Genomic DNA, 22056 nt, shown 5'->3' on the forward strand with positions numbered 1-22056 from the left:
ACGTTCTCTTCTATGTGTCGTTAGTAGAGGAAGGATGAAAGAAATGAGAAAGAATGGACCAATGGTAAACCGTTGGCTCTACGGGTTGATGTGTTTGTTACTTGTTCTAAATTATGGCACACCACTCATGGCTTTGGCGGAAGATGTTAACAGCGATGGCCAGTTAACGTTAGGAGAAGTGAAGCAAACCAGCCAACAAGAAATGACCTTAGCGCTTCAAGGAAAAGCACAACCAGTAACACAAGAGGTTGTAGTGCATTATAGTGCCAATGTGTCAATCAAAGCTGCACATTGGGCAGCGCCCAATAATACGCGCAAGATTCAAGTGGATGACCAGAAGAAACAGATTCAAATTGAATTGAATCAGCAAGCGTTAGCAGATACGTTAGTCTTAACGTTGAACCCTACAGTTACAGAAGATGTGACGTTTTCTTATGGACAACAGCAACGAGCGTTGACGTTAAATACTGGTACTGATCCGACAGAATCAACGGCAATCACGAGTTCGCCAGCCGCATCAGCGAATGAAGGTCCAACAGAAGAAGCATCTACAAACTCCTCTGTTCCTCGTTCGTCCGAAGAAACTGTCGCCAGCACGACAAAAGCGATAGAAAGTAAAACAACCGAGTCTACGACTGTCAAACCGCGCGTAGCAGGACCAACAGATATCAGTGACTATTTTACAGGTGATGAAACAACGATTATCGATAATTTTGAAGATCCGATTTATTTAAATCCTGATGGCACACCAGCAACACCGCCGTATAAAGAAGATGTGACCATTCATTGGAACTTTAACTGGTCGATTCCAGAAGATGTGCGGGAACAAATGAAAGCAGGCGATTACTTCGAGTTTCAATTACCTGGCAATTTGAAACCTAATAAACCAGGTTCAGGTGATTTAGTTGATGCAGAAGGCAATGTCTATGGAACCTACACAATTAGTGAAGATGGTACGGTTCGTTTTACCTTTAATGAGCGAATCACGTCTGAAAGTGACATTCACGGGGACTTTTCTTTAGATACTCATTTGAATGATTCAGATGGGCGGGGCCCAGGAGATTGGGTGATTGATATTCCTACACAAGAAGATTTGCCGCCTGTAGTGATTCCGATTGTCCCAGATACCGAACAACAAATTGATAAACAAGGCCATTTTGATCGAACGCCCAATCCTAGTGCGATTACTTGGACGGTAGATATCAATCAAGCGATGAAAGATCAAACAAATCCAACTGTGACGGAAACATGGCCAACAGGGAATACCTTTAAGTCCGTGAAAGTCTATGAGTTAGTGATGAATCTTGATGGAACAATTAAAGAAGTGGGTCGCGAACTTAGTCCAGATGAATATACCGTTGATAAAAATGGCAATGTGACGATTAAAGGTGACACCAACAAAGCGTATCGTCTTGAGTACCAAACGACGATTGACGAGGCGGTTATTCCAGATGGCGGCGGCGATGTGCCTTTTAAAAATCACGCGACGTTAACAAGTGATAATAATCCAAATGGGTTAGATGCTGAAGCAACTGTTACCGCCACATATGGCAAAATGTTAGACAAGCGCAACATAGATTACGATGAAACCAATCAAGAATTCACTTGGGAAATTAACTACAACTATGGTGAACAAATCATTCCAAAAGACCAAGCAGTCATTACAGACACAATGGGCGATAATTTAACGTTTGAACCAGATTCTTTACATTTATATTCAGTGACGTTTGATGACAAAGGAAATGAAGTCGTTGGAGCAGAACTTGTGGAAGGAAAAGATTACAAAGTGGTAATCAACGGAGACGGTTCCTTTGCAATTGACTTTTTACATGATGTGAATGGCGCAGTCAAGATTGATTATAAAACCAAAGTTGATGGAATTGTCGAAGGCGATGTTGCCGTGAATAATCGTGTGGATGTCGGCACTGGTCAGCATTCAGAAGGTGATGGCACAGCCAGTCAACAAAATATTATTAAAAATACTGGTGCAGTTGATTATCAAAATTCAACGATTGGTTGGACGTTAGCTGTGAATCAAAATAATTATTTGATGGAAAATGCCGTGATTACGGATACGTACGAACCAGTTCCTGGCTTAACTATGGTACCCAATTCGTTGGTTGTCAAAGATACAACCACTGGTGCTCAGTTGACGTTAGGTAAGGATTTCATGGTAGAAATAACTCGTAATGCAGATGGTGAAACAGGCTTTAAGTTAAGTTTCATGGGGGCATATGCCAAAACAAGTGATGCTTTCCACATAACCTATACTACCTTTTTCGATGTTACCGAGTTAGACGCTAATGATCCCGCGTTGGACCATTACCGAAATACTGCTGCCATTGATTGGACGGATGAAGCAGGAAATAATCATCATTCAGAAGATAGTAAACCGTTTAAACCTTTACCTGCTTTTGATTTAAATGCGCAAAAAAGCGGTGTTTACAATGCCGTCACCAAAGAAATCACTTGGACGATTGCGGTTAATTTAAGTAATAATCGTTTAGTCGACGCCTTTTTGACGGATCCAATTTTAACCAATCAAACCTATTTGGCTGGGAGCTTGAAAGTCTATGAAGGCAATACAAAGCCAGATGGTTCGGTTGAAAAAGTGAAACCAACGCAACCGTTGACGGATATCACAATGGAAGAACCAAGCGAGAAAAACCAAAATACTTGGCGTGTTGATTTTCCTAATGATAGTCGTACGTATGTGATTGAATTTAAGACGTCTGTTGATGAAAAAGTTATCGAAGGTTCGGCTAGTTATGACAATACCGCATCTTATACAAACCAAGGTTCTTCACGTGATGTGACAGGAAAAGTTTCCATTCAACATGGTGGCGAATCAGTGAAAAAAGGTGGCGAATACCACAAAGATGATCCAGATCATGTGTACTGGCATGTAATGATCAATGGCGCCCAATCGGTTTTAGACGATGTGGTTATTACTGATACACCCTCACCAAACCAAGTGTTAGATCCCGAGTCATTGGTGATTTACGGTACCAACGTAACAGAAGACGGAACGATTACGCCAGATAAATCTGTTATTTTAGAAGAAGGAAAAGATTACACACTGGAAGTTACCACCGATAATGAAACAGGACAACAAAAAATTGTCGTTAAAATGGCCCATATTGAAGCACCTTATTATATGGAATATCGTAGTTTAGTGACTTCTTCAGCGGCAGGGAGTACAGACACGGTATCCAACCAAGTGTCAATTACTGGAAATGGTTCAGAAGTCGTTCATGGGGATGACAATGGCGATGTAGTCGTTGACATTGATCACAGTGGCGGGCATGCCACAGGGACCAAAGGCAAAATTCAGCTGAAGAAAACAGCCATGGATGGGACGACTATTTTAGCAGGCGCCCATTTCCAAATTTGGGACCAAGCCAAAACACAAGTCCTACGTGAAGGTACAGTAGATGCCACCGGGGTTATCACATTTGGTGGGTTGCCACAAGGGCAATACATTTTGGTGGAGACAAAAGCACCAGAAGGCTATACAGTTTCGGACGAATTAGCTAAAGGCCGAGTCATTACTATTGATGAAGAAACTTCAGCCGAAGGAGCACAACCAACCATTATTAAAAACGATGTAAATAAAGTAATTTTAGAAAAAACAGATGAGAAGGGCAAAAAGTTAGTCAATGCACGCTTTAAATTAGAGCATGCCGTAACCACGCCGTTTACTCATTGGGAAGAAGTTCCCCTTGCGCCGGATCGAACCAACGCAAATGGCCAGTTAGAGGTGGATAGTTTAAAACCAGGGCTTTATCAGTTCACAGAAATCGAAGCACCGACAGGCTATCTTTTAGACACGACACCCAAACGGTTCATTGTGACACAAAACACGAGCGGACAAATTCGTGATGTTCATGTTAAAATGCTTAATTACCAAGGTTCTGCTGAACTAATTAAAAAAGACCAAGCAGGCAATCCATTAGCAGGTGCTGAATTTTCAGTCCTTGATGCCACAGGACAAGCGGTTCGAGAACACTTAGTTTCGGATGCAAACGGAAAAGTCACAGTGACGGATTTAGCCCCAGGCAAATATCAATTTGTGGAAACCAAAGCGCCAGCAGGGTACCTTTTAAACACTGAACCAAGTGCTTTCACGATTGCAGCAAGCGATCGGGGCAAACCAGCAACAGTTATAGCAACGGCTAACTTTATTAACTATCAAGGCGCAGCTAAATTAATCAAAAAAGATGTGAATGGACACTTATTAAGTGGTGCGACATTTAAAGTGCTCGATGCGAAGGGACAAACGATTCAAACAGGCTTGACGACAAATAATCAAGGGGAAATTATTGCAGAGCACTTAGCACCAGGTAAATATCGCTTTGTAGAAACCAAAGAGCCAACAGGCTATTTATTAAATACCACGCCAGTCCCATTTGAAATTGCTGAGAAAAATGCTGGTAAACCAGCGGTCGTTGTTGCTAGTGACAACTTTGTGAATTACAAAGGGGCTTTCCAAATCGTGAAAACGAATAGCGCAGACCAACCATTAGCAGGTGCTGTTTTTGAATTATATGATCACAATAAACAATCATTAGGGATTACAGCAACGAGTGGCAAAGATGGCAAAATTATCTTTAGAGACTTGGCGCCAGGTACCTATTATTACAAAGAAATCAAAGCACCAAAATTACCAGATGGCGCAGATTATATTATTTATCCTGAATTAGTAAAAGTAGAAATTCGTGGTGATTTCAAAGGTGATCCGGAGATCTTCCAATTAGGGGCCTTCGCCAATTTCAAAGGACGTGCCGTCTTTAAGAAAATTGATGCCAATGCGAACCCACTTCCAGGAACGATTTTTAAATTGTATCGAATCGAAAACGGGGAAAAAATCTTTGAAAGAGAAGTAACTGCTGAAAAAGATGGTTCATTGGCTATGGAGGATTTAGGCGCTGGTAGTTATGAATTAGATGAAATGGATGCAACGGATGGCTATATCGTCAATAAACAACCCATTTATTTTGTAGTGAAGAAGAATTCAAATGATAAACAACCACTAGATGAGTTAGAGTTTGTAAATTATCAAGCGGAAGTAACGGGACGTAAAGTCAATGAGCAAGGTCAAACCTTAGCGGGTGCAGTTTTTGCAATTTACAACGCCGATAATCAGAATCAGCCACAAGGTTCACCAATAACATTCTTGAATCGTGCAGGAGAGAAAGTTTCTGAAATAACAACGGACAAGACTGGCAAAATTTACGCTAAAGGGCTAAATGAAGGGCATTACGTTTTAGTGGAAACGAAAGCACCAACAGGCTATCTGTTAGACACAACGCCACATCCATTTGATGTAACCGCCCAATTAGGAAAAGAGCAGCCAATTGCTTTAGGCGATCTTATCAATTATCAAGGAACTGCTCAATTAACCAAAGAAAACGAAACAGGTGAAGCATTGGCAGGTGCGGTGTTTAAGGTCATTGATGAAACAGGGCAAACCGTAGCTGGACAAACCAATCTGATGTCTGACAAGCAAGGCAAAGTCATTGCGAAAAACTTAGCACCGGGAACGTATCGTTTTGTGGAGACACAAGCGCCAACTGGCTATCTTCTTAATGAAACGCCAAGCGCAAGCTTTACGATTGCCAAAGACAACCAAGGCAAACCAGCCACTGTGGTACTTAAAGCACCTTTTATTAATTACCAAGGTGCTGCCAAGCTGGTGAAAATTGATCAGCAAAAGAATGCCTTAGCAGGTGCTGAATTTAAAGTGACAGATGCAGAGACAGGGCAAACTGTCGCTCGTTCATTACGTTCTGACAACCAAGGGTTAGTTCAAGTGAACCACTTACAACCAGGAAAATATACCTTTGTGGAAACAAAAGCACCGGATGGTTACCAACTGTCTAAGCAAGCTGTCGCATTCACTATTGCAGCAACAGCGAAAGACAAACCTGAACTCGTGGATGCGGGCACGTTTGTTAACGAGAAACAACCTTTATCCAAAAAAACAAAACCAAATCAGCCAACAACGAAACAAGCAGCTAGAGAGACAGGTTGGCTTGGTTTACCGAAAACCAACACACAAGTCAATTACTTCTTTGTCTTTATCGGCCTCCTGTTGGTCGGTTTGGCAAGTTGGCTCTTCTATAAAAAGAGCAAGAAATAAGCAAAAGCTATAAAAAAACAGAAAGAGCCTGGAACAAAAATCACTTTGGATTTTTGTTCCAGGCTCAAAACCTTATAAACGGCGGTAACAGAACCAACTCCTTCGGAAATAAGCCGAAATTCTCCAAAAATTAAAGAGCAATTTTCGGAAATTTCTTCTTATTTCTCGGAGCTAAACGGTTCTGTACCGACCTCTTTTTTCATCTTAAGCTAATCAACTGAACAAAAGTAGCTCCTTCTTATTGATATTCTTAGGTAACCCTTCATCTCAGTTTAGCCTTTGAACAGAACTTACTGGGTTCTTGGAGATAATCGCTTGTGCCTAAGCCTTTGTTTTTCGATGCTATCTTTAGGTATTTTGGCTAAAATATTGTACACTTTACATGTGCAAGAAATTTAGTTAGAGATATGAGGATAGAATGATGAAAAAGATGATGGTTTTATACAACGAAACTTCAGGAAGTAGTGAAAGTAAAGAGATTGCAGAACGCTTTAAAAAAGCTGCAGAAGCGAGAGGGGAAGCGGTTATTTTGCAACCTTCCAATCCAGACATCGATCCTGAAGAAATGCGGAAAAATGCCAAAGAAAATCAAGTGGGTGTCTTGGTCGTCATTGGTGGTGACGGGACCATTCATCATGCCGTTCAAAATTTTAAAGACACCATTCGTGACTATCAAATAGGGATTATTCCAGGTGGAACAGTCAATAATTTTGCGCGTGTGTTAAGTATTCCTTTGAAAGAAGAAGACGCCTTTGAGACCATTTTGGCAGGACAGACCACGCCAGTTGATTTTGGGATGGTAAATCAAGATGTGATGATTTCGACCTTAACGATTGGACTATTAGCAGATACAGCAGCAAATGTGACCCAACAGGAGAAACAAAAATATGGTCCTTTAGCCTTTACAAAGCAATTTTTCCGCTTATTAATGAAAAAGAAAAAATACAAACTAAAAATTGATGGCGATGAAAGACGTTGGCATGGCAAAGCCCAATTATTAACGATGACCATGACGAATTCTGCTGGCGGCTTTACCAATTTCGATGCCAATGCCACGCCAGATGACGGCGAAGTCCACATTATCATTTTACCTAAGTTAGTTTTTTACAAGTTTGTCTATTATTTACCTAAAATTATCAGAGGACAATTAAATGAAATTCCTGGTGTCGTGTATTTCTCTGGGAGTCAATTTAAAATTAGTGGCGAAAAAGACAAGAAAGTCCAAACACGAACAGATGGCGACCCTACTGATAATTTACCGATTAAAGTAACGGTGGAAGCTGGGGGACTCAACGTGTTTGTTCCTGAAACGTCCACATCTACGAAAGAATAAAAGAAACAACTGTTATTTTTTCGTGGAATAGATTTCTCATTTTGTGTACAATAGAACAGAAGAGAGGCAGTTGAGTGAACAGTGAAATGGGATGAATATGTTGATATATTCGATACAGATGTCGTTTCTAAAATTATTATTTTAAGAAACTTGCCAATTAATGAAGGCTGGATTGACATCAATGAGTTAGCAGAAGAATTACAATTAAACAAAAAATCAGTCAAAAAATACGTAGAACTTCTAAAAGATGACATTACGTATTATGCTGTGGATAATGATGCTTCTTTGGCTTTTGAAAAGGGGCATGGTTATCGCTTGAACTTGGCGTCTAGCCAAGCGTTCCAGAAACTTTATACAGCAATTTTTCGGGATAGTTTAACTTATCAAGTAATGGAAGATTTATTCTGGGGTCGATTTAATGGAATTGTGCCAGCGACAGCAAAATATCATACCAGTGATGCCACGATTCGGCGCTTGCTCAAAGGGTTTACAGAAATTTTAGCGCCATTGGGGTTAGTGATTAATAAAAGCACCTGGAAAATTGAAGGCAATGAAGCGTATTTGCGCCATTTTGCTTACACTATTTTTATGGACTTAATCCGTGATACTTGGCCTTTTGACTATATACAAGAAACGGAAGTCGCACAAACCGTCCAAAAAATGATGGCTTTTTTCAACGTAGAAGTTGCGGAAACGGTGACACGCCGAGTTAAATATATGGTCGCTATCTCAAAAGTCCGGAGTGCGCAAGGCGCCGAATATCGACCTTCAGCCGAGCAAGAAACTTATTTAGAAGGTAATAAACATTACCAAGCCTTTATAGAAGAGATGACAGCTACAACCCTTTTCCTTAACAAAAACGATTTAACTTTTGTGTACTTTTTCTTGTTAGCCAATGACCAATTTTATCAAGATGAAGCCACTGCACAAGCAATTTTAGCGCATTTTGATGAGACTGAAGCGCCTGTTTACATGTTGACTCATTTAGTCCAACATTTCTTATTAGAAGAAATACACATGACGCCGCAATTGGAGAAAATTCGTCCGCAAATTTTTTATTATTTGTTTGCTACACATTTATTTGCCGAACTTTACTATGTCCAAAATGTGAAAATGTACAATGTCTTTTGGAATAAAGTTAAAGAAAAATATCCAGTTCTTTTAGAAGAATTAAGCCAAGGCTTAAATCAACTTTACGAACAAACAGGCAATGAATTATTTACAAATAAAGAATTTTTGGCTTTGCGTTATTCTAGTGTTTTGGCGCTTTCTAATGATTTAATTCATCGTGAACAAAAAATTGTTTTAGGGTTAAAATCAGGCTTGCCAGTACTGGAAGAAGAACGGGTGAAACTTTCGATTGAAAATAATTTTCGTCGGTTTTATGCATTGGAAGTCTTACGATACAGTGAAGCAAGCAAAGAAGAATGGCAAAATATTGATTTACTATTAGTGACTTCTTTGGCAGATGTAGAAACGGGCCATCCAGAGATCTTTTTACTTTCAAGTGAGTTAACGTTTGAGCAATATAATCGTTTGAACCAAAAAATAGTAAAAATTAACGAGAAAAGAACCACGTCACTTTAATAAAAAATCAAAAAAATGGGCTTTTTTGAGGTATATGTCCGATAAATTGTAAAAAATTTTTTCTAAAAAGTAAAAAAAGACAAGAAGAAAACGTCAATAAGTAGGTAATCAACACCTACTTATTGACGTTTTCTCGTTGTTTTTTAATAAATACTGCGTCAATTCTTCTGAAAATTATGTCAAAAAGGTACTTTTTTTGCTTTTTTTATCGTAAATAATAGATGATTAGCTATTGATAGTAAAGGAACTACTACTTTTTTTAACAGTCAGTTAAAAAATATTGAGGGTTCTCACAAGAATTTTTCTATATAATAGAAAGAGCAAGGGAAGGAAGGCGGGATAGAATGAAAAAACGGATGGAACAAATTGAAGAAATCTTAAGTTGTGAAGAAAATAGTGCCGGTGTTCGATTAAAGGAATTGGTTGAGGCCTTAGAATTAGAAGTCACAAATCAAAACTTGTTAAAGGTAACAAGTATCTTACATATGAATCCAAAATTTAAAAAAATTTATGCATACGAAGACAGTCGTGTTATTACGCTGTATCAACTTTTACAAAATAAGCCGTTGGAAGTAACGGAATGAAAAGAGGAAAACACATGAAGAAAACAATACTTATTCTTCTATTTGGTTTATTGACGGTGGTTGGTCTACCAATGGTGACTGAAGCGGCTGAACCAGTTGATGCAACAGATGCAACAATTTTTGGTGCGCAAGCGATGGTACCTAATAGCACAGAGGATCAAACAGAGAAGTTACAGACATTACTGAGTCAGACAGCAAAGGAAGGACGGGCATTATTTTTACCACAGGGAAGTTATGCTCTGTCAAAAGATATTGCGATTTCTTCAAATTATCAATTAATTGGCGATACAACAGGAGCCACTATTTTACATAATGCTACAGGTACACCGATTCAACTAACAGACACAACGTACGGGACGAAAACCAATGTACGACTTCAAAATATTGCTTTTGACGGCATCAATGTGACCTTAAAATTGACGAATCAATTAACGCTAGCAAACAATATCTTTTATAATCCATTAAAAGGATTCGTGGTCAATTTAAATGCAGATATTGGCGTTAAAATTTCAGGTAATATTTTCATGCGAGACACAGCACATATGCAGCCAGGGATTGATTTTAACCGAGCGATTTACATTGGTGGTTATTCAACACCAAGTCGCTTCCAGTATATGTCAGATGTAGACATCGTGGACAATTTATTTGGGTTAAAAGTGACGGAATTAGATGCGATTAAAAGCACCAGTCGTTCAGACTTAGCAGCAACTATTACACGTTTACAAACAGCCATTGAAGCAGGTGCTATTTCAGTACCTAATGAACAAAATTATCTATCCACCGGGGTTAATTCTTTTAATATGTTGAAGGATGTAACTGTCCAACATAATTTTTTCTATTCACCCTATGACAATGAAAACTTAAACGGCTTAGGTGGCGATCATGCGATTTATTTCCGTGGTGCCCAAAATATCACGGTGGTGGGGAATCACTTACGTGGACTACAAAATGGTCCAGCTGGCGGATTTAAGTTTAAATCAGGCCGTAATATTACGATTATGAATAATTATTTGCGAAATACAGGCCTCATTATGTATGGAACACCAGAGATTGGTTTGGCAGAAACACAAGCGGAGGGGGCTATTTCAGAATTATCCAACTGGTTAGTGGCTAATAACATTTTTGACTGGAAATACTGGGATAATCAATATGCAATTGGGATGGAATACAATCGACATACAGGAAATAACAATGTGTTCAATGGCGTATTTATCAACAATCAGTTTGTTAACTACCACAATATTCCGCAAAACCGACGTCGGGAATTGTTAATCGCTAGTGGCGGTGGTTTCCGACCAGAAACGAGTTTTGTGAAAGACAATACTCGAGATGATGGCCTTAAAAACGGCCAATTATTGGTAGAAAATTGGACAGAGGCGGACTATCGCTTAATGCCAGCAACATGGGAATCATTAATTTCACCAACGCTTTATGAGCAATATAAAAATACGCCAATTCCGGTTAGAAATACTTTAGCAACCCCTGTGACTACAACGATTGTGCAAGGACAATCAATCGATCCGCAGCAACTGGTTGCTAATACAAATGACGCGGATGAAGCAGTCCCAGCCGCTAAAATCGTCAATCCAGAGGTCTTAAATGAAATCGGCCAACAAAAAGTGACTGTTCAATTAACTTATGAAACAGGGTCATTGGTAACAGTGAACGTACCGGTGACGGTAGAGGCCCCTGCAAAAAAGCTTGATTTGTCCCAGTTACAAACCGTTTATGCTTCGATTGGTGAAGCAAACCAATATACAGTTTACTCTTGGCAGCTATTCACTGCCATTGGGCCTAAAACGATTGTTCCTTCCTATTATCAGCAGGCGACACAATTGTTAGCAGAAGGTCAGGTGAGTGGGGACAAAACTCAAGAACAAGTGGATCAGTTAACAAGTAATTTGCAATCTGCAATGAAAGTATTAGTCAAAAAAGCCGATATCACGCTAGAGCGTACAGAAGCAGAAAATGAACTTGCAAGCGTTCATAAATTAGACGAATCTGTATATACCAAAGACTCTTGGCAAGCCATGCAAGAAGCCTTAATAGATACAACAACTGGCGAAGGAAGCTCTAAGCAGTTACAACAACTGCTTGCTTGGTCAGATGAAGAATTATTAGAGCCAACACTTGGTGGCTTTAAAACGCCTGCAGATGCACAAAAGCGTATTAACCAATTAACACAAACCATAAAAACGGCGTTACTTCTGTTAGTTGAAAAATCAACAGAGACAACTAGTAACACAAGCGAAAGCAGCACCTCAAGCACAACCAGTGAAACCAGTAATACCAGCGAAAGCAGCACGCCAAGCACGACAAATGAAAGCAGTAGTACAAGCGAAAGCAGCACCTCAAGCACGACAAGTGAAAGCAGTAGTACCAGCGAAAGCAGCACGCCAAGCATGACAAGTGAGAGCAGTAGTACAAGCGAAAGCAGCACCTCAAGCACGACAAGTGAAAGCAGTAGTACCAGCGAAAGCAGCACGCCAAGCACGACAAGTGAGAGTAGTAATACCAGCGAAAGTAGTACCTCAAGCACGACAAGTGAAAGCAGTAGTACCAGCGAAAGCAGCACGCCAAGCACGACAAGTGAGAGCAGTAGTACGAGTGAAAGCAACACGCCAAGCACAACCAGCGAAAGTAGTACCTCAAGTACGACAAGTGAAACAAGCAATACAAATGAAAGCAACACACCAAGTACAACCAGTAAAACCAGTAGTACCAGCGAAAGCAGTACTTCAAGTACGACCAGCGCAACCAACAATACAAGTGAGAGTAGCACCCCAAGCACTGTAAACGAAAGCAGCCAAAACAAAGGCCAGAATTCTGTCATTTACGCGGTAGAGTCTAATCAAGATCCTAATGACGCTCAAAGTAATTCAAAGCCCTCTGCCAAGGCTAGTCAAACAAAGGAATCAGTAGCAGAAAACCAAGCAACTAAACAGATACAGACAAATAAAGAATCGTCAGGAACAGTCAAAAAAGCGGATAATACGACCAAAATTGCCAAGAAAAAATTCCCCAAAACAGGGGAACAATCTTCAGCAGTTGGGAGCTTCCTAGGCCTGAGCTTTTTATCGTTAGCCATAGCAACCTATTGTTTTAAAGTGAAAAGATAACTCTTTAAAAACGGATAAGTAAACATCCTGAAACAAGAAATAGGACTTGTTTCAGGATGTTTTCATATAAAATTAAAAGAACTACAGTTTTTAGTGAAAAAATACACAAAAGTACTTGAATTTCTGTGATATAAGGGTAAAGTAAAGGAGGACAAAAAACAAAGGAAGTGAAATGTTTGTATACACCAGATGAAATTTTAAGTATTAGTATTGAAAATGGTCAGAAAAAAATTCAAAAGCCTTTGGTAGCAAAACTCATTTTAGGATTTATCGGCGGGGCTATGATTTCCCTCGGCTATTTGGCTTATGTGCGTGTTTCCGCCTCTATTCCAGCAGATTTAGCCAGTGTTCAAGCTTTAGTGGGAGCTGCGGTTTTCCCAATTGGTCTAATTGTTATTTTAATGGCTGGTGGTGAGTTAATCACAGGAAATATGATGGCAGTGAGTACGGCTTGGTTTGCTAAAAAGGTCTCTTTCAGAGAATTACTCGTGAACTGGGTCACAATTACATTGGCAAATATGGTTGGCGCCCTATTTGTTGCCTATTTTTTTGGTCATTATTTAGGTTTAACCAGTAGCGGCGCCTATTTAAATCAGGTTCTTTCTCTTGCAGAACATAAAGTTGCAGCAACTTGGCTTCAAGCAATTATTTCAGGTATTGGCTGTAACTGGTTCGTAGGTCTGGCCTTATGGCTTTGTTATGGTGCGAAAGATGCAGCGGGGAAACTATTAGGCATCTGGTTTCCAGTAATGATTTTTGTTGCAATTGGCTTTCAGCATAGTGTGGCGAATGCATTCATCATTCCAGCCGCAATTTTTGAAGGCGGCGTTCAGTGGGGAGACTTTTTCCGTAATTTTATTTTTGTTTATTTAGGTAATATCATTGGTGGTGCCATTTTTGTTTCTGGCTTTTACTATTTAAGCTATCGCAAACATTAAATCCATTTAGCAGATAAAAACCTACACAAAGGCTAAATGCCTTTGTGCAGGTTTTTTCTTTTTAAACAAAAAGGAAAACGGTTGAAAAATTATTGCTAGATTTTTAAAACAATGTTACATTAATGTTACAAAAAGATTTCTGGAGGTAACGAAAAATGAAAAAAATTGCTTTGTTCAGTATGTTAACGTTCAGTGTATTGTCTTTAAGTCTAGCAGGATGTGGAAACAAAAAAACAGCAAGCACAAATGATTCTAAGCCAAAGCAAGAAACAAAGAAAGCCACGCAGAAATCCTCTAGCCAACAAGAAATGAAAAGTAGTCATTCGTCTGTCACGGGTCAAAATTCTAATGTGACAGGGGAAAATCCGTCAGAAAATGCCACGCAGCCTTCTGCAGGAACTGATGAAACGAATGAAGTCCCTCAAAACCAAGCACCTGATACAAACATTACAATTACCAATGTTGTTTTCAATCCTGAAAGAAATGAAATTAATGGTACTACATTACCTAATGCAACCATTACAGCAACGGTAGTCGGTGATGCTTCTGCACAAGCAGGTGTTTTTTATGCGGATGCCAATGGCAATTTTACAGTAATTAGTCCCAGAGCGGGAGCGACTACTCAATTAATCGCAACCGTTGATCAACGGAATAGTGCACCTGTCCAAATTGATATTCCAAGTTCAGGACAAGAAGCAGCGCTTTCTTTTAGCAATATTACGATTGATCCGAAACAAGGGACAATTTCTGGTAAAACAGCACCGAATGCAACTATTTTAGTGTCACGTGCAGATGATGCGCGGGTGATTTTAGCAAGTTTTACTGCGGATGCCCAAGGAAATTTCACAGCCAGTAATTTAGTTCCCGGCACAAAAAATCGCTTAGACGTTACGTTAAATGGAGAAATAGGGACACCTTACTTGTTTGATTTACCAAATTAAAATAGAAGAGAAGTGATCAAAGCCACCAACGCTAGTTAGCGTTGGTGGCTTTGATGTTTTAAGCTTCTTCTTTTTTATGATTGCGGATATGTAAATAGATGGTATTTTTTGAAATACCTAATCGATCGGCAATCTTTATGACAGAATCTTTGAGATTAAAAATTCCTTGATCATATAAACGAATAACAATTTCTTTATTTTGATTCAAATGTGATACATTTGGATCGCTTTCTACTGCTTGTTTTACTTTTGTCAGTGAAGTAGTGATTAATTCGTCAATATTGTCAGAAAAATGTTCAGAATTTTTAAGCTCTTGGGACATATCATTTTGTTGTCCTGAAGGTAATAAGTCTTGCAAGTAATCAATTAATGGCATTTCTAAATGCATATTGATACAGATCAATCCAATAATACGATCATTTTCACCGATAACTGGAATGGTGGAAGATTTTAAAATAACCCCTTTTTGATTTTTATTGTAGTAGGGTTTCACAGCGTAATCATGTTCCGACTCTACTTGACTTAACATTTTTAACGCCATATCAGTAATGGGGGCACCTTCCTTGCGGTTACTGAAATGGCCATTGATGACTTTGATAGCTGAACTTTCCAAATTTTCTAAACTATGAAGAATGACTTCATGGGTACTACCAAAGAAGTTCCCTAATCCATCAAGCATTAAGGCATGTGAATGTAAGATTTGTTTATCTACTTCACTTAAACGTAAATATGACTCCAAGTGATATCCTCCCCTACACTGAAATTAATTTTAGTGTAATACTTTTTTAATGGAAAAGCAATAAGATTCTTTACGTTAAAAAAATACATTGACTAAACTTTTGTTTAGTCGTATACTCTGAATGTGGAATGAAATTTTTATTACTCATTGTACTTTAGTTCATCGGAATGCTCGCTCATTCTTTCACTTGTTGAGCAATAAAAATTTTATTCAGGAGTACCATCCGTTATAAAAAAATATAGTTGGAGGCAAAGAAATGAAAACGTTATCAGGAATCTTGATGTTAGTCTTAGTTTTATGTGGCATGTCCCTATTCTCTTTTAAAGCACCGCGAGGGAAAAAATCTTTAAGTGCTTTGTCTGGTGCAGCTTGTGCCACCTTTCTACCAGAGGCATTTTTGCGGTATGCAGTAGGCGGCGTTTTTCATTTAGATTATGTGTCGCAAATTGGTGAAACAATGGGTAGTCTAGGTGGTTTAGCAGCTGGAGCTCTTGTGCCGCTCGCTTTCGGGATTAGTCCAGTTTTTTCAATTATTTTAGGTCTGTCATTGATTAAAGTCAGCTTGTTACCAGCCTTTATTACCGCATATCTTTTATCTTTTGTTGTTGAGCAGATGCAAAAACGTATTCCAGAAGGGATTGACTTATTAGTCGTTATTTTAGTCATTCCAGTCGCTGCTTCGTTAGTTGCTGGTTTTATTCAACCCGTTGTATTAGGTGTCCTAGAAGTTATTGGGGGCACGATTTTAAGTGCAGTAGATGGCAATCCATATGTGATGGGCGCAATTTTAGGTGCTATTATCCCGATTGTTGGTATGACACCGTTAAGTTCAATGGTTTTAACTGCCTTGATTGGTTTGACTGGTGTACCAATGGCTGTCGGTGCGTTGACTTGTTACGGCAGTTCCATTGTCAATGCGGCGCTATTTAAAAAGTTAAAACTAGGCACAGCTTCAACTCCGTTAGCTGTGGCAATTGAGCCATTAACACAAGTCGATATCATCAGCTCCAATCCAATACCTATTTACGCAACGAATTTATTTTCAGGAATGGTTAGTGGTATTGTAGTGACTTTCTTTGGCTTAAAAGTACCTGTGACAGGAATGGCAACACCGTGGGCTGGTTTACTTGTGACATTAGGTAACAATGCCATTCAAACGACTTTACTAGCAGTAGCGATTATCACAGTGGTCAGTCTGATGTTTGGATTTTTAGGTGCGCTGGTCTTTAAACGTTACAGAATTGAAGCGGTGGATAATACACCAGAATTTGAAGGAACGACGGAAGTAACCAGTGAAAAAGAAAAAGAAGCAGTAAAAACCAAAGGAGGAGTTACGTATGAACACAGCTATGGCCATCAATAAACCTAAAAAAGTGAACAAAGTAATGAACTACAAAAGTTGTTTTGACATTATCGGTCCTATTATGATTGGTCCTTCTAGTTCGCATACAGCTGGGGCCTTAGCAATTGGCTTAGCGGCAAGAAAGTTATTCGGCGGAACGCCAGAAAAAATTGTGATTAAATACTATGAATCTTTTGCAGACACGCATAAAGGACATGGAACTGATTTTGCAATTATTGGCGGAATTCTTGGACTAGCAGCAGATGATGCCAACGTAACACAATCCATTGAACTTGCGGAAGAACAAGGAATCGAGATTCAATTTTTAGAAATGAGTGAAGAAAGTCCAGTGAAGCATGCTAATACAGCATGTGTGACACTCAGTGATGCAACGCACGAAATTCATTTAACAGGAATTTCTGTAGGTGGCGGCACTATCGAGGTGAAATACATTGAATTAGACGGTTTCAATGTCCAACTACATGGTCCTTTACCTATTTTGTTAGTCATTAATCAAGAAGAGCAGGCGATGCAAGCTTTTAAAGATACGTTACAAAAAAATAATATTCAAGTGAATGCGGTGTCTCGTTATGTGGAAGGGGATCAAATTTTATTCATCTTTGACTTAGATTCGGCACCAATTTCCTCGGTGAAAGAACAACTGTTTTCACTAGATGACACATCGAAAATAATCTTATTATGATAGGAGTTTGACATATGTACCTTTCGATTGAAGAATTTATCGATAAAGCTGAAAAAACAGGAAAAAAAATCTCTGATTTGATGATTGAGCAAGAAATGGAGCGTAGCCAAAAAAGCTATGAAGAAATTTGGACACAGATGGGTCAAAATTTGGATGTTATGGATGCTGCTGTCAAACGCTCGCAAGAAGGAGCAGGCGTTTTTTCTCCTACTGGGTTAACGGGCGGTGATGCGGCTCGTTTAAAAAAATACCGCGCAGCTGGCAAAACGTTATCAGGTGATTTAATGATGTCTGCAGTTCAAGCCGCACTAGGTACTAATGAAGTCAATGCAGCAATGGGCGTTGTTTGCGCAACGCCAACTGCTGGTGCAAGTGGCACCTTACCAGGGGTTTTAACAGCGATTAAAAATACCTTGAATTTAACGCGTGATCAACAAATTCGTTTCTTGTTTACCAGTTCTTTATTTGGGATGGTCACAGCCAACAATGCGATGATTGCTGGTGCTGTTGGTGGATGTCAAGCCGAAGTAGGCAGTGCTTCAGCGATGGCCGCCGCTGCAGCTGTTGAAGCGGCTGGCGGAACACCACGCCAATCTTCTGAAGCTTTTGCTATGGCTTTAGGGAATTTATTAGGTTTAGTTTGTGACCCAGTGGCTGGGTTAGTCGAAATTCCTTGTGTCAAACGAAATACAGTAGGTGCAGGCAATGCGTTAATCGCTGCAGATATGGCTTTAGCTGGAATTGTAAATAAAATACCAGCAGATGAAGTGGTGGAAGCCATGAATAAAGTTGGCCGTCAATTACCACGAGAATTGAGAGAAACGGGTTTAGGTGGCTTAGCTGGCACAGCGACTGGCCAACGAATGAAGAATGAAATTTTTGAAAAAGTAAAATTCACCATTGTTTAAAATTTAATCATGAAGAGGGAAATAAGATGCTGGATATGAAAAAAATTCGCCAAAATGTAGAAGTAGTGCAGAAAAAGTTAAAAACACGTGGTGTGGACGAGGAAGTTTTATTACGCTTTTTGGCTTTAGATGAAGAACGAAGAGCGTTACTTGTTAAAGTTGAAGAACTGAAAAAACACCGTAATCAGGTATCAGGAGAAATTGCACAATTAAAGCGTGCACAAAAAGATGCTTCACAACAGTTGCTAAATATGCAAGAAGTTAGCGAGCAAATTAAAGTTTTAGACCAAGAAGTTGTTCATTTGCAAGAACAATGCACAGCAATTGCAGAACGTCTGCCTAACTTACCTCATGAGAGCGTGCCTGTTGGCGCAGACGAAGCCGCCAACGTAGAAGTTCGGCGGTGGAGTACGCCGAAAACTTTTTCATTTGAACCGAAACCACATTGGGAAATCGGTGAAGCCTTAGGAATTTTAGATTTTGAAAGAGGCGCGAAAGTATCTGGTAGCCGTTTTCTTTATTACAAAGGCTTAGGGGCTCGTTTAGAACGAGCGGTCTATAATTTTATGTTAGATCAACATGTTAATGAACATGGTTATACCGAGGTGATTCCTCCTTATTTGGTCAATAGCAAAGCAATGTTTGGCACTGGTCAGTTTCCTAAGTTCAAAGAAGATGTCTTCCAAGTTGCAGAAAGTGATTTGACGCTGATCCCCACAGCGGAAGTCCCGTTAACTAACTACTATAATAATGAAATTTTAGATGCGCAAGAGTTACCGATTTATTTTACTGCTTTAAGTCCTTCTTTTCGCTCGGAAGCGGGTAGTGCAGGTCGTGATACCCGAGGATTAATTCGTTTACACCAGTTTCATAAAGTAGAAATGGTTAAATTTAGTGATGCAGAACACTCCTATGAAGAATTAGAAAAAATGACCAACAATGCTGGAGACATTTTAGAAAAATTGGGCCTCCCTTATCGAGTGATTACTCTTTCGACAGGTGACATGGGCTTCTCGGCAGCGAAAACCTATGATTTAGAAGTTTGGATTCCGGCACAGAAAACGTATCGAGAAATTAGTTCTTGTTCAAACTGTGAAGACTTCCAAGCACGTCGGGCGTTGATTCGTTATCGTGATAAAACGGGTCATGTTCAATATGCCCATACTCTTAATGGGTCAGGACTTGCTGTTGGTCGAACAGTGGCTGCCATTTTGGAAAATTATCAAAATGAAGATGGCACCGTAACGATTCCAGAAGTTCTACGTCCTTATATGGGCGGTTTAACGAAAATAGATTAAAAAAGAAGGTTGATGTCACAACATCAACCTTCTTTTTTAATTCGTTAAATCCGTTAACCAATGCCCAATTTCTTGAAAAACTGTAGCTTTTTCCGTTTCTAATAAAATTTCATGACGCAATGTGGGAAATAGTCGTAACGTCACGTGCTGAAAACCTGCATGCTTTAATTGCTTTTGAATTTTCGCTGGCCCCTTGCTGAAATCACCAACTGGGTCTTCAGCGCCACTAATGATTAAAATAGGTAATTCTTTTGGGATCGCTTGGTACCAATTCCTTTGATTGGCTCGTTTAACAAGCGAAAAAAGGGTAGCAAAACCATTGTTGGTAAATACGAAGCCCATTAATGGGTCATTTTCATAGTCAGCCACATTGGCTTGATTTTTAGAAAGCCAATTAAAGGAACTTGCTTCAGGAAATTTTTTGCTAAAAGAACCAAATGCCAGCTTATCAATGAACGGAGCTGGTTTTTTCGGCTGTTTCTCGGCCATTTTTTTAATAAAAGGCAATGCTGCGGTTAAAGGTAACGGACTTGTTCCAGTGCCCATGAAAATGACTCCTTGCACAGTCACAGGATAGTCTTGCAGATAGTTGCGCAAGGCGAAAGACCCCATGCTGTGACCCATCATAAAATAGGGCAATTGTGGATATCGATTCACAGCCCATTGTTTCACTTGATGAATATCTGTAACGACATTTTCAGGCCCTTGTTCTCCAAAAAAACCATAGATCGGTGCGTTTGGTTGTACAGATTCGCCATGACCTAGATGATCATGACCAATTACGGTAAATCCTAATTGATTTAAAAAACGAGCAAATTCATCATAACGTTGGATATGCTCTGCCATGCCGTGAATCAATTGAACTACGGCTTTGGGTGAAGGACAGGGCCAATGACGTACATTGAGCTGAGTTTGTTGATCGTTTGAAGTGAGTATGAATTGTTCAGTCATAAGAAACCCTTTCTTTGCTTTTTGATTATTATACAAAAAAAAGACGGTGTTCAAAAGAAAAACTCATGAGAAAACGCCTCAGCTTTCACTGAGACGCCTTTTTTTATTTATCTTTAATAAAAATAGCAATGATGTCAAAAAATAGTCGATTTTACTAAGTGATGAATTATGGGTGGTACAAATACTGCTGGAAATAGTTGTTAACTTCAAGGGCATCTTCTTTATTTTTTGAAAGAATTAAGATGGTATCATCCCCAGCGATGCAGCCCAAGATATGAGGGTTGTGGATACGTATGCGATCAATTAAAACCCCAATGGCTTGCCCGTTGCCAGGTAAGACGGTTAAAAGATTTGTGAACTCTATTTGTGTTAAAGAAACACCAGTTTCAATAATAATGTCAACAAGACGTTCTTCATCTGTTTTATATTTTGGACGAAGGGCAGAATTATTCAAGATACGATAATAGGCTTCTCCTTGACCATTGTCTACTTTGTTTAAATTCAGCTCACGAATGTCACGAGAAATAGTTGCTTGTGTGGTGTGAATATTTTCTTTTTCCAATAATGCTAGTAATTCACTTTGTGTATGGATTTCATTTTCTGTGACCAATCGCTTAATCATCGTTTGGCGTTTTAATCGGTTCATTACTTTCCTCCAGTTCAGTTAATCATGCAAAAAAACATCATTGCTGTTATTTAAAACGGTGCCAGTAATTCCCTAAAATCACTGTACAACGTTTTACTAAATTGTGCAAGTCTCACTTTTTTAAATGCGAAATATCCGACAAAATCAATGAGAACCTTTTAGCTAAACGACCCTTTTTCTATTCTAATTAGAGAGATTCTGCTAGTATTGCTTTGTAAATGTCTGGAGGAAGGGTGTTATTTGTGAATAAGCAAACACGCCAAAGTTTGATTAAAGAAATCATTCAAACAACCGTAATTCATAGTCAAAATGAGTTGTTAAGAGAATTAAAAAAGCGCGAGATAAATGTCGCACAAGCAACGATTTCACGGGATTTATGGGAATTAAAAGTCGTCAAAGCATTAGATGAGTCTGGCGAGATGCGGTTAACGATTTTTGAACAATTCACTTCTTTAGAAGAACGAAAAAAAGAACAGTTGATACAAGCAATTCGTGAGGTAGTGACCAAAGTTGAACGTGTCGCCTTTTTACTAGTGGTTCATACATTACCAGACAACGCAACATTGTTTTCAGCTGTACTTGATGAAGTGTCTTTGTGTGAAAAGAAATGTTCTGTCGCTGGCTTCGACACTGTTATTATTGTTTCATCATCCGAAGAAAAAGCACAAGAACTAGAGCAGTATTTTCAACAATTTATTCAGCCAACACCTTTGTCAAAAAGTAACGCATAAAAGGAAGTGAGCCAGAAGTCGTTTTGACTTCTGGCTCACTTCCTTTTACCTCTATAAGATTATAACTTTATGAAGTGTGTGGAGAAATAATTTT

General features: G+C 39.2%; 15 protein-coding genes. 12 read left to right on the forward strand and 3 right to left on the reverse strand.

The features are described from left to right. The first annotated feature begins 43 nt into the window (after positions 1-43). The 7 genes from fss1 (at position 44) to IGJ46_RS00445 (ending at position 14644) form a co-directional block, all read left to right on the forward strand. On the forward strand, positions 44-6142 hold the full coding sequence (gene fss1, locus IGJ46_RS00415; protein ID WP_218391360.1) for a fibrinogen-binding MSCRAMM adhesin Fss1: 6099 nt from the start codon (positions 44-46) through the stop codon (positions 6140-6142). Between the two features lie 418 nt (positions 6143-6560). After that, a complete protein-coding gene (locus IGJ46_RS00420) occupies positions 6561-7475 on the forward strand; it encodes a diacylglycerol/lipid kinase family protein (RefSeq protein ID WP_002403367.1) in 915 nt (304 codons plus the stop codon). An 81-nt stretch (positions 7476-7556) separates the two neighbouring features. Further along, entirely contained in the window at positions 7557-9062 is a 1506-nt protein-coding gene (locus IGJ46_RS00425; protein ID WP_002356114.1) for a helix-turn-helix domain-containing protein, read from the forward strand. A gap of 344 nt (positions 9063-9406) precedes the next feature. Then, entirely contained in the window at positions 9407-9646 is a 240-nt protein-coding gene (locus IGJ46_RS00430) for a hypothetical protein (RefSeq protein WP_002356115.1), read from the forward strand. Then, entirely contained in the window at positions 9643-12765 is a 3123-nt protein-coding gene (locus tag IGJ46_RS00435; RefSeq protein ID WP_218391362.1) for a glycosyl hydrolase family 28-related protein, read from the forward strand. Before IGJ46_RS00430 ends, IGJ46_RS00435 begins: the two co-directional genes overlap by 4 nt. Before the next feature lie 176 nt (positions 12766-12941). Beyond that, positions 12942-13703, forward strand: a complete 762-nt coding sequence (locus IGJ46_RS00440; protein WP_002389593.1) for a formate/nitrite transporter family protein — start codon at positions 12942-12944, stop codon at positions 13701-13703. Positions 13704-13858: 155 nt separating this feature from the next. Further along, positions 13859-14644 (forward strand): lipoprotein, encoded by a 786-nt coding sequence (locus IGJ46_RS00445; protein WP_002356118.1) that lies wholly within the window; start codon positions 13859-13861, stop codon positions 14642-14644. A 58-nt stretch (positions 14645-14702) separates the two neighbouring features. Here IGJ46_RS00445 and IGJ46_RS00450 read toward each other — a convergent pair whose 3' ends face one another. Then, a complete protein-coding gene (locus IGJ46_RS00450) occupies positions 14703-15323 on the reverse strand; it encodes a helix-turn-helix transcriptional regulator (RefSeq protein ID WP_002383467.1) in 621 nt (206 codons plus the stop codon). A 316-nt stretch (positions 15324-15639) separates the two neighbouring features. On the opposite strand from IGJ46_RS00450, the gene IGJ46_RS00455 reads away from it, so the two are divergent. From IGJ46_RS00455 to serS, 4 genes are read left to right on the forward strand one after another with little or no spacing between them, the layout of a single operon-like run. Next, the gene (locus tag IGJ46_RS00455) at positions 15640-16746 is read left to right on the forward strand and encodes a PTS sugar transporter subunit IIC (RefSeq protein WP_002383466.1); all 1107 of its coding nucleotides are present in this window, start codon (positions 15640-15642) and stop codon (positions 16744-16746) included. Further along, positions 16733-17428 carry an L-serine ammonia-lyase, iron-sulfur-dependent subunit beta gene (gene sdaAB / locus IGJ46_RS00460; RefSeq protein ID WP_002392236.1) on the forward strand — a complete coding sequence of 232 codons (696 nt, stop codon included), beginning with the start codon at positions 16733-16735 and terminating at the stop codon, positions 17426-17428. The genes IGJ46_RS00455 and sdaAB overlap by 14 nt, the downstream gene beginning before the upstream one ends. 14 nt (positions 17429-17442) lie before the next feature. Then, on the forward strand, positions 17443-18336 hold the full coding sequence (sdaAA, locus tag IGJ46_RS00465) for an L-serine ammonia-lyase, iron-sulfur-dependent, subunit alpha (protein ID WP_002356122.1): 894 nt from the start codon (positions 17443-17445) through the stop codon (positions 18334-18336). A gap of 26 nt (positions 18337-18362) precedes the next feature. After that, positions 18363-19634, forward strand: coding sequence for a serine--tRNA ligase (serS, locus tag IGJ46_RS00470; RefSeq protein WP_002356123.1), 1272 nt, complete (start codon positions 18363-18365; stop codon positions 19632-19634). A 36-nt stretch (positions 19635-19670) separates the two neighbouring features. Here the strand turns inward: serS and IGJ46_RS00475 are convergent, their stop codons facing one another. Both IGJ46_RS00475 and IGJ46_RS00480 read right to left on the reverse strand, forming a co-directional pair. Continuing rightward, the gene (locus tag IGJ46_RS00475; protein WP_002387471.1) at positions 19671-20621 is read right to left on the reverse strand and encodes an alpha/beta hydrolase; all 951 of its coding nucleotides are present in this window, start codon (positions 20619-20621) and stop codon (positions 19671-19673) included. A 130-nt stretch (positions 20622-20751) separates the two neighbouring features. Continuing rightward, complete coding sequence (locus tag IGJ46_RS00480) at positions 20752-21231, reverse strand: arginine repressor (protein WP_002356125.1); 480 nt, start codon at positions 21229-21231, stop codon at positions 20752-20754. 218 nt (positions 21232-21449) lie between these two features. Here IGJ46_RS00480 and IGJ46_RS00485 point away from each other — a divergent pair, with 218 nt between their 5' ends. Further along, a complete protein-coding gene (locus IGJ46_RS00485; protein WP_002387472.1) occupies positions 21450-21962 on the forward strand; it encodes an arginine repressor in 513 nt (170 codons plus the stop codon). Positions 21963-22056 lie beyond the last annotated feature (94 nt).

This window comes from Enterococcus sp. AZ120, assembly GCF_050546165.1.
GTDB classification, from domain to species: domain Bacteria; phylum Bacillota; class Bacilli; order Lactobacillales; family Enterococcaceae; genus Enterococcus; species Enterococcus faecalis.

Excerpts from the sequence above, each read along its gene's own strand:
- sdaAA (WP_002356122.1), top strand. The coding sequence starts at position 17,443 with ATGTACCTTTCGATTGAAGAATTTATCGATAAAGCTGAAAAAACAGGA.
- sdaAB (WP_002392236.1), top strand. The coding sequence starts at position 16,733 with ATGGCCATCAATAAACCTAAAAAAGTGAACAAAGTAATGAACTACAAA.
- fss1 (WP_218391360.1), top strand. The coding sequence starts at position 44 with ATGAGAAAGAATGGACCAATGGTAAACCGTTGGCTCTACGGGTTGATG.
- serS (WP_002356123.1), top strand. The coding sequence starts at position 18,363 with ATGCTGGATATGAAAAAAATTCGCCAAAATGTAGAAGTAGTGCAGAAA.
- IGJ46_RS00480 (WP_002356125.1), bottom strand. The coding sequence starts at position 21,231 with ATGAACCGATTAAAACGCCAAACGATGATTAAGCGATTGGTCACAGAA.
- IGJ46_RS00430 (WP_002356115.1), top strand. The coding sequence starts at position 9,407 with ATGAAAAAACGGATGGAACAAATTGAAGAAATCTTAAGTTGTGAAGAA.
- IGJ46_RS00450 (WP_002383467.1), bottom strand. The coding sequence starts at position 15,323 with ATGCTTGATGGATTAGGGAACTTCTTTGGTAGTACCCATGAAGTCATT.
- IGJ46_RS00455 (WP_002383466.1), top strand. The coding sequence starts at position 15,640 with ATGAAAACGTTATCAGGAATCTTGATGTTAGTCTTAGTTTTATGTGGC.
- IGJ46_RS00445 (WP_002356118.1), top strand. The coding sequence starts at position 13,859 with ATGAAAAAAATTGCTTTGTTCAGTATGTTAACGTTCAGTGTATTGTCT.
- IGJ46_RS00485 (WP_002387472.1), top strand. The coding sequence starts at position 21,450 with ATGTCTGGAGGAAGGGTGTTATTTGTGAATAAGCAAACACGCCAAAGT.
- IGJ46_RS00435 (WP_218391362.1), top strand. The coding sequence starts at position 9,643 with ATGAAAAGAGGAAAACACATGAAGAAAACAATACTTATTCTTCTATTT.
- IGJ46_RS00420 (WP_002403367.1), top strand. The coding sequence starts at position 6,561 with ATGATGAAAAAGATGATGGTTTTATACAACGAAACTTCAGGAAGTAGT.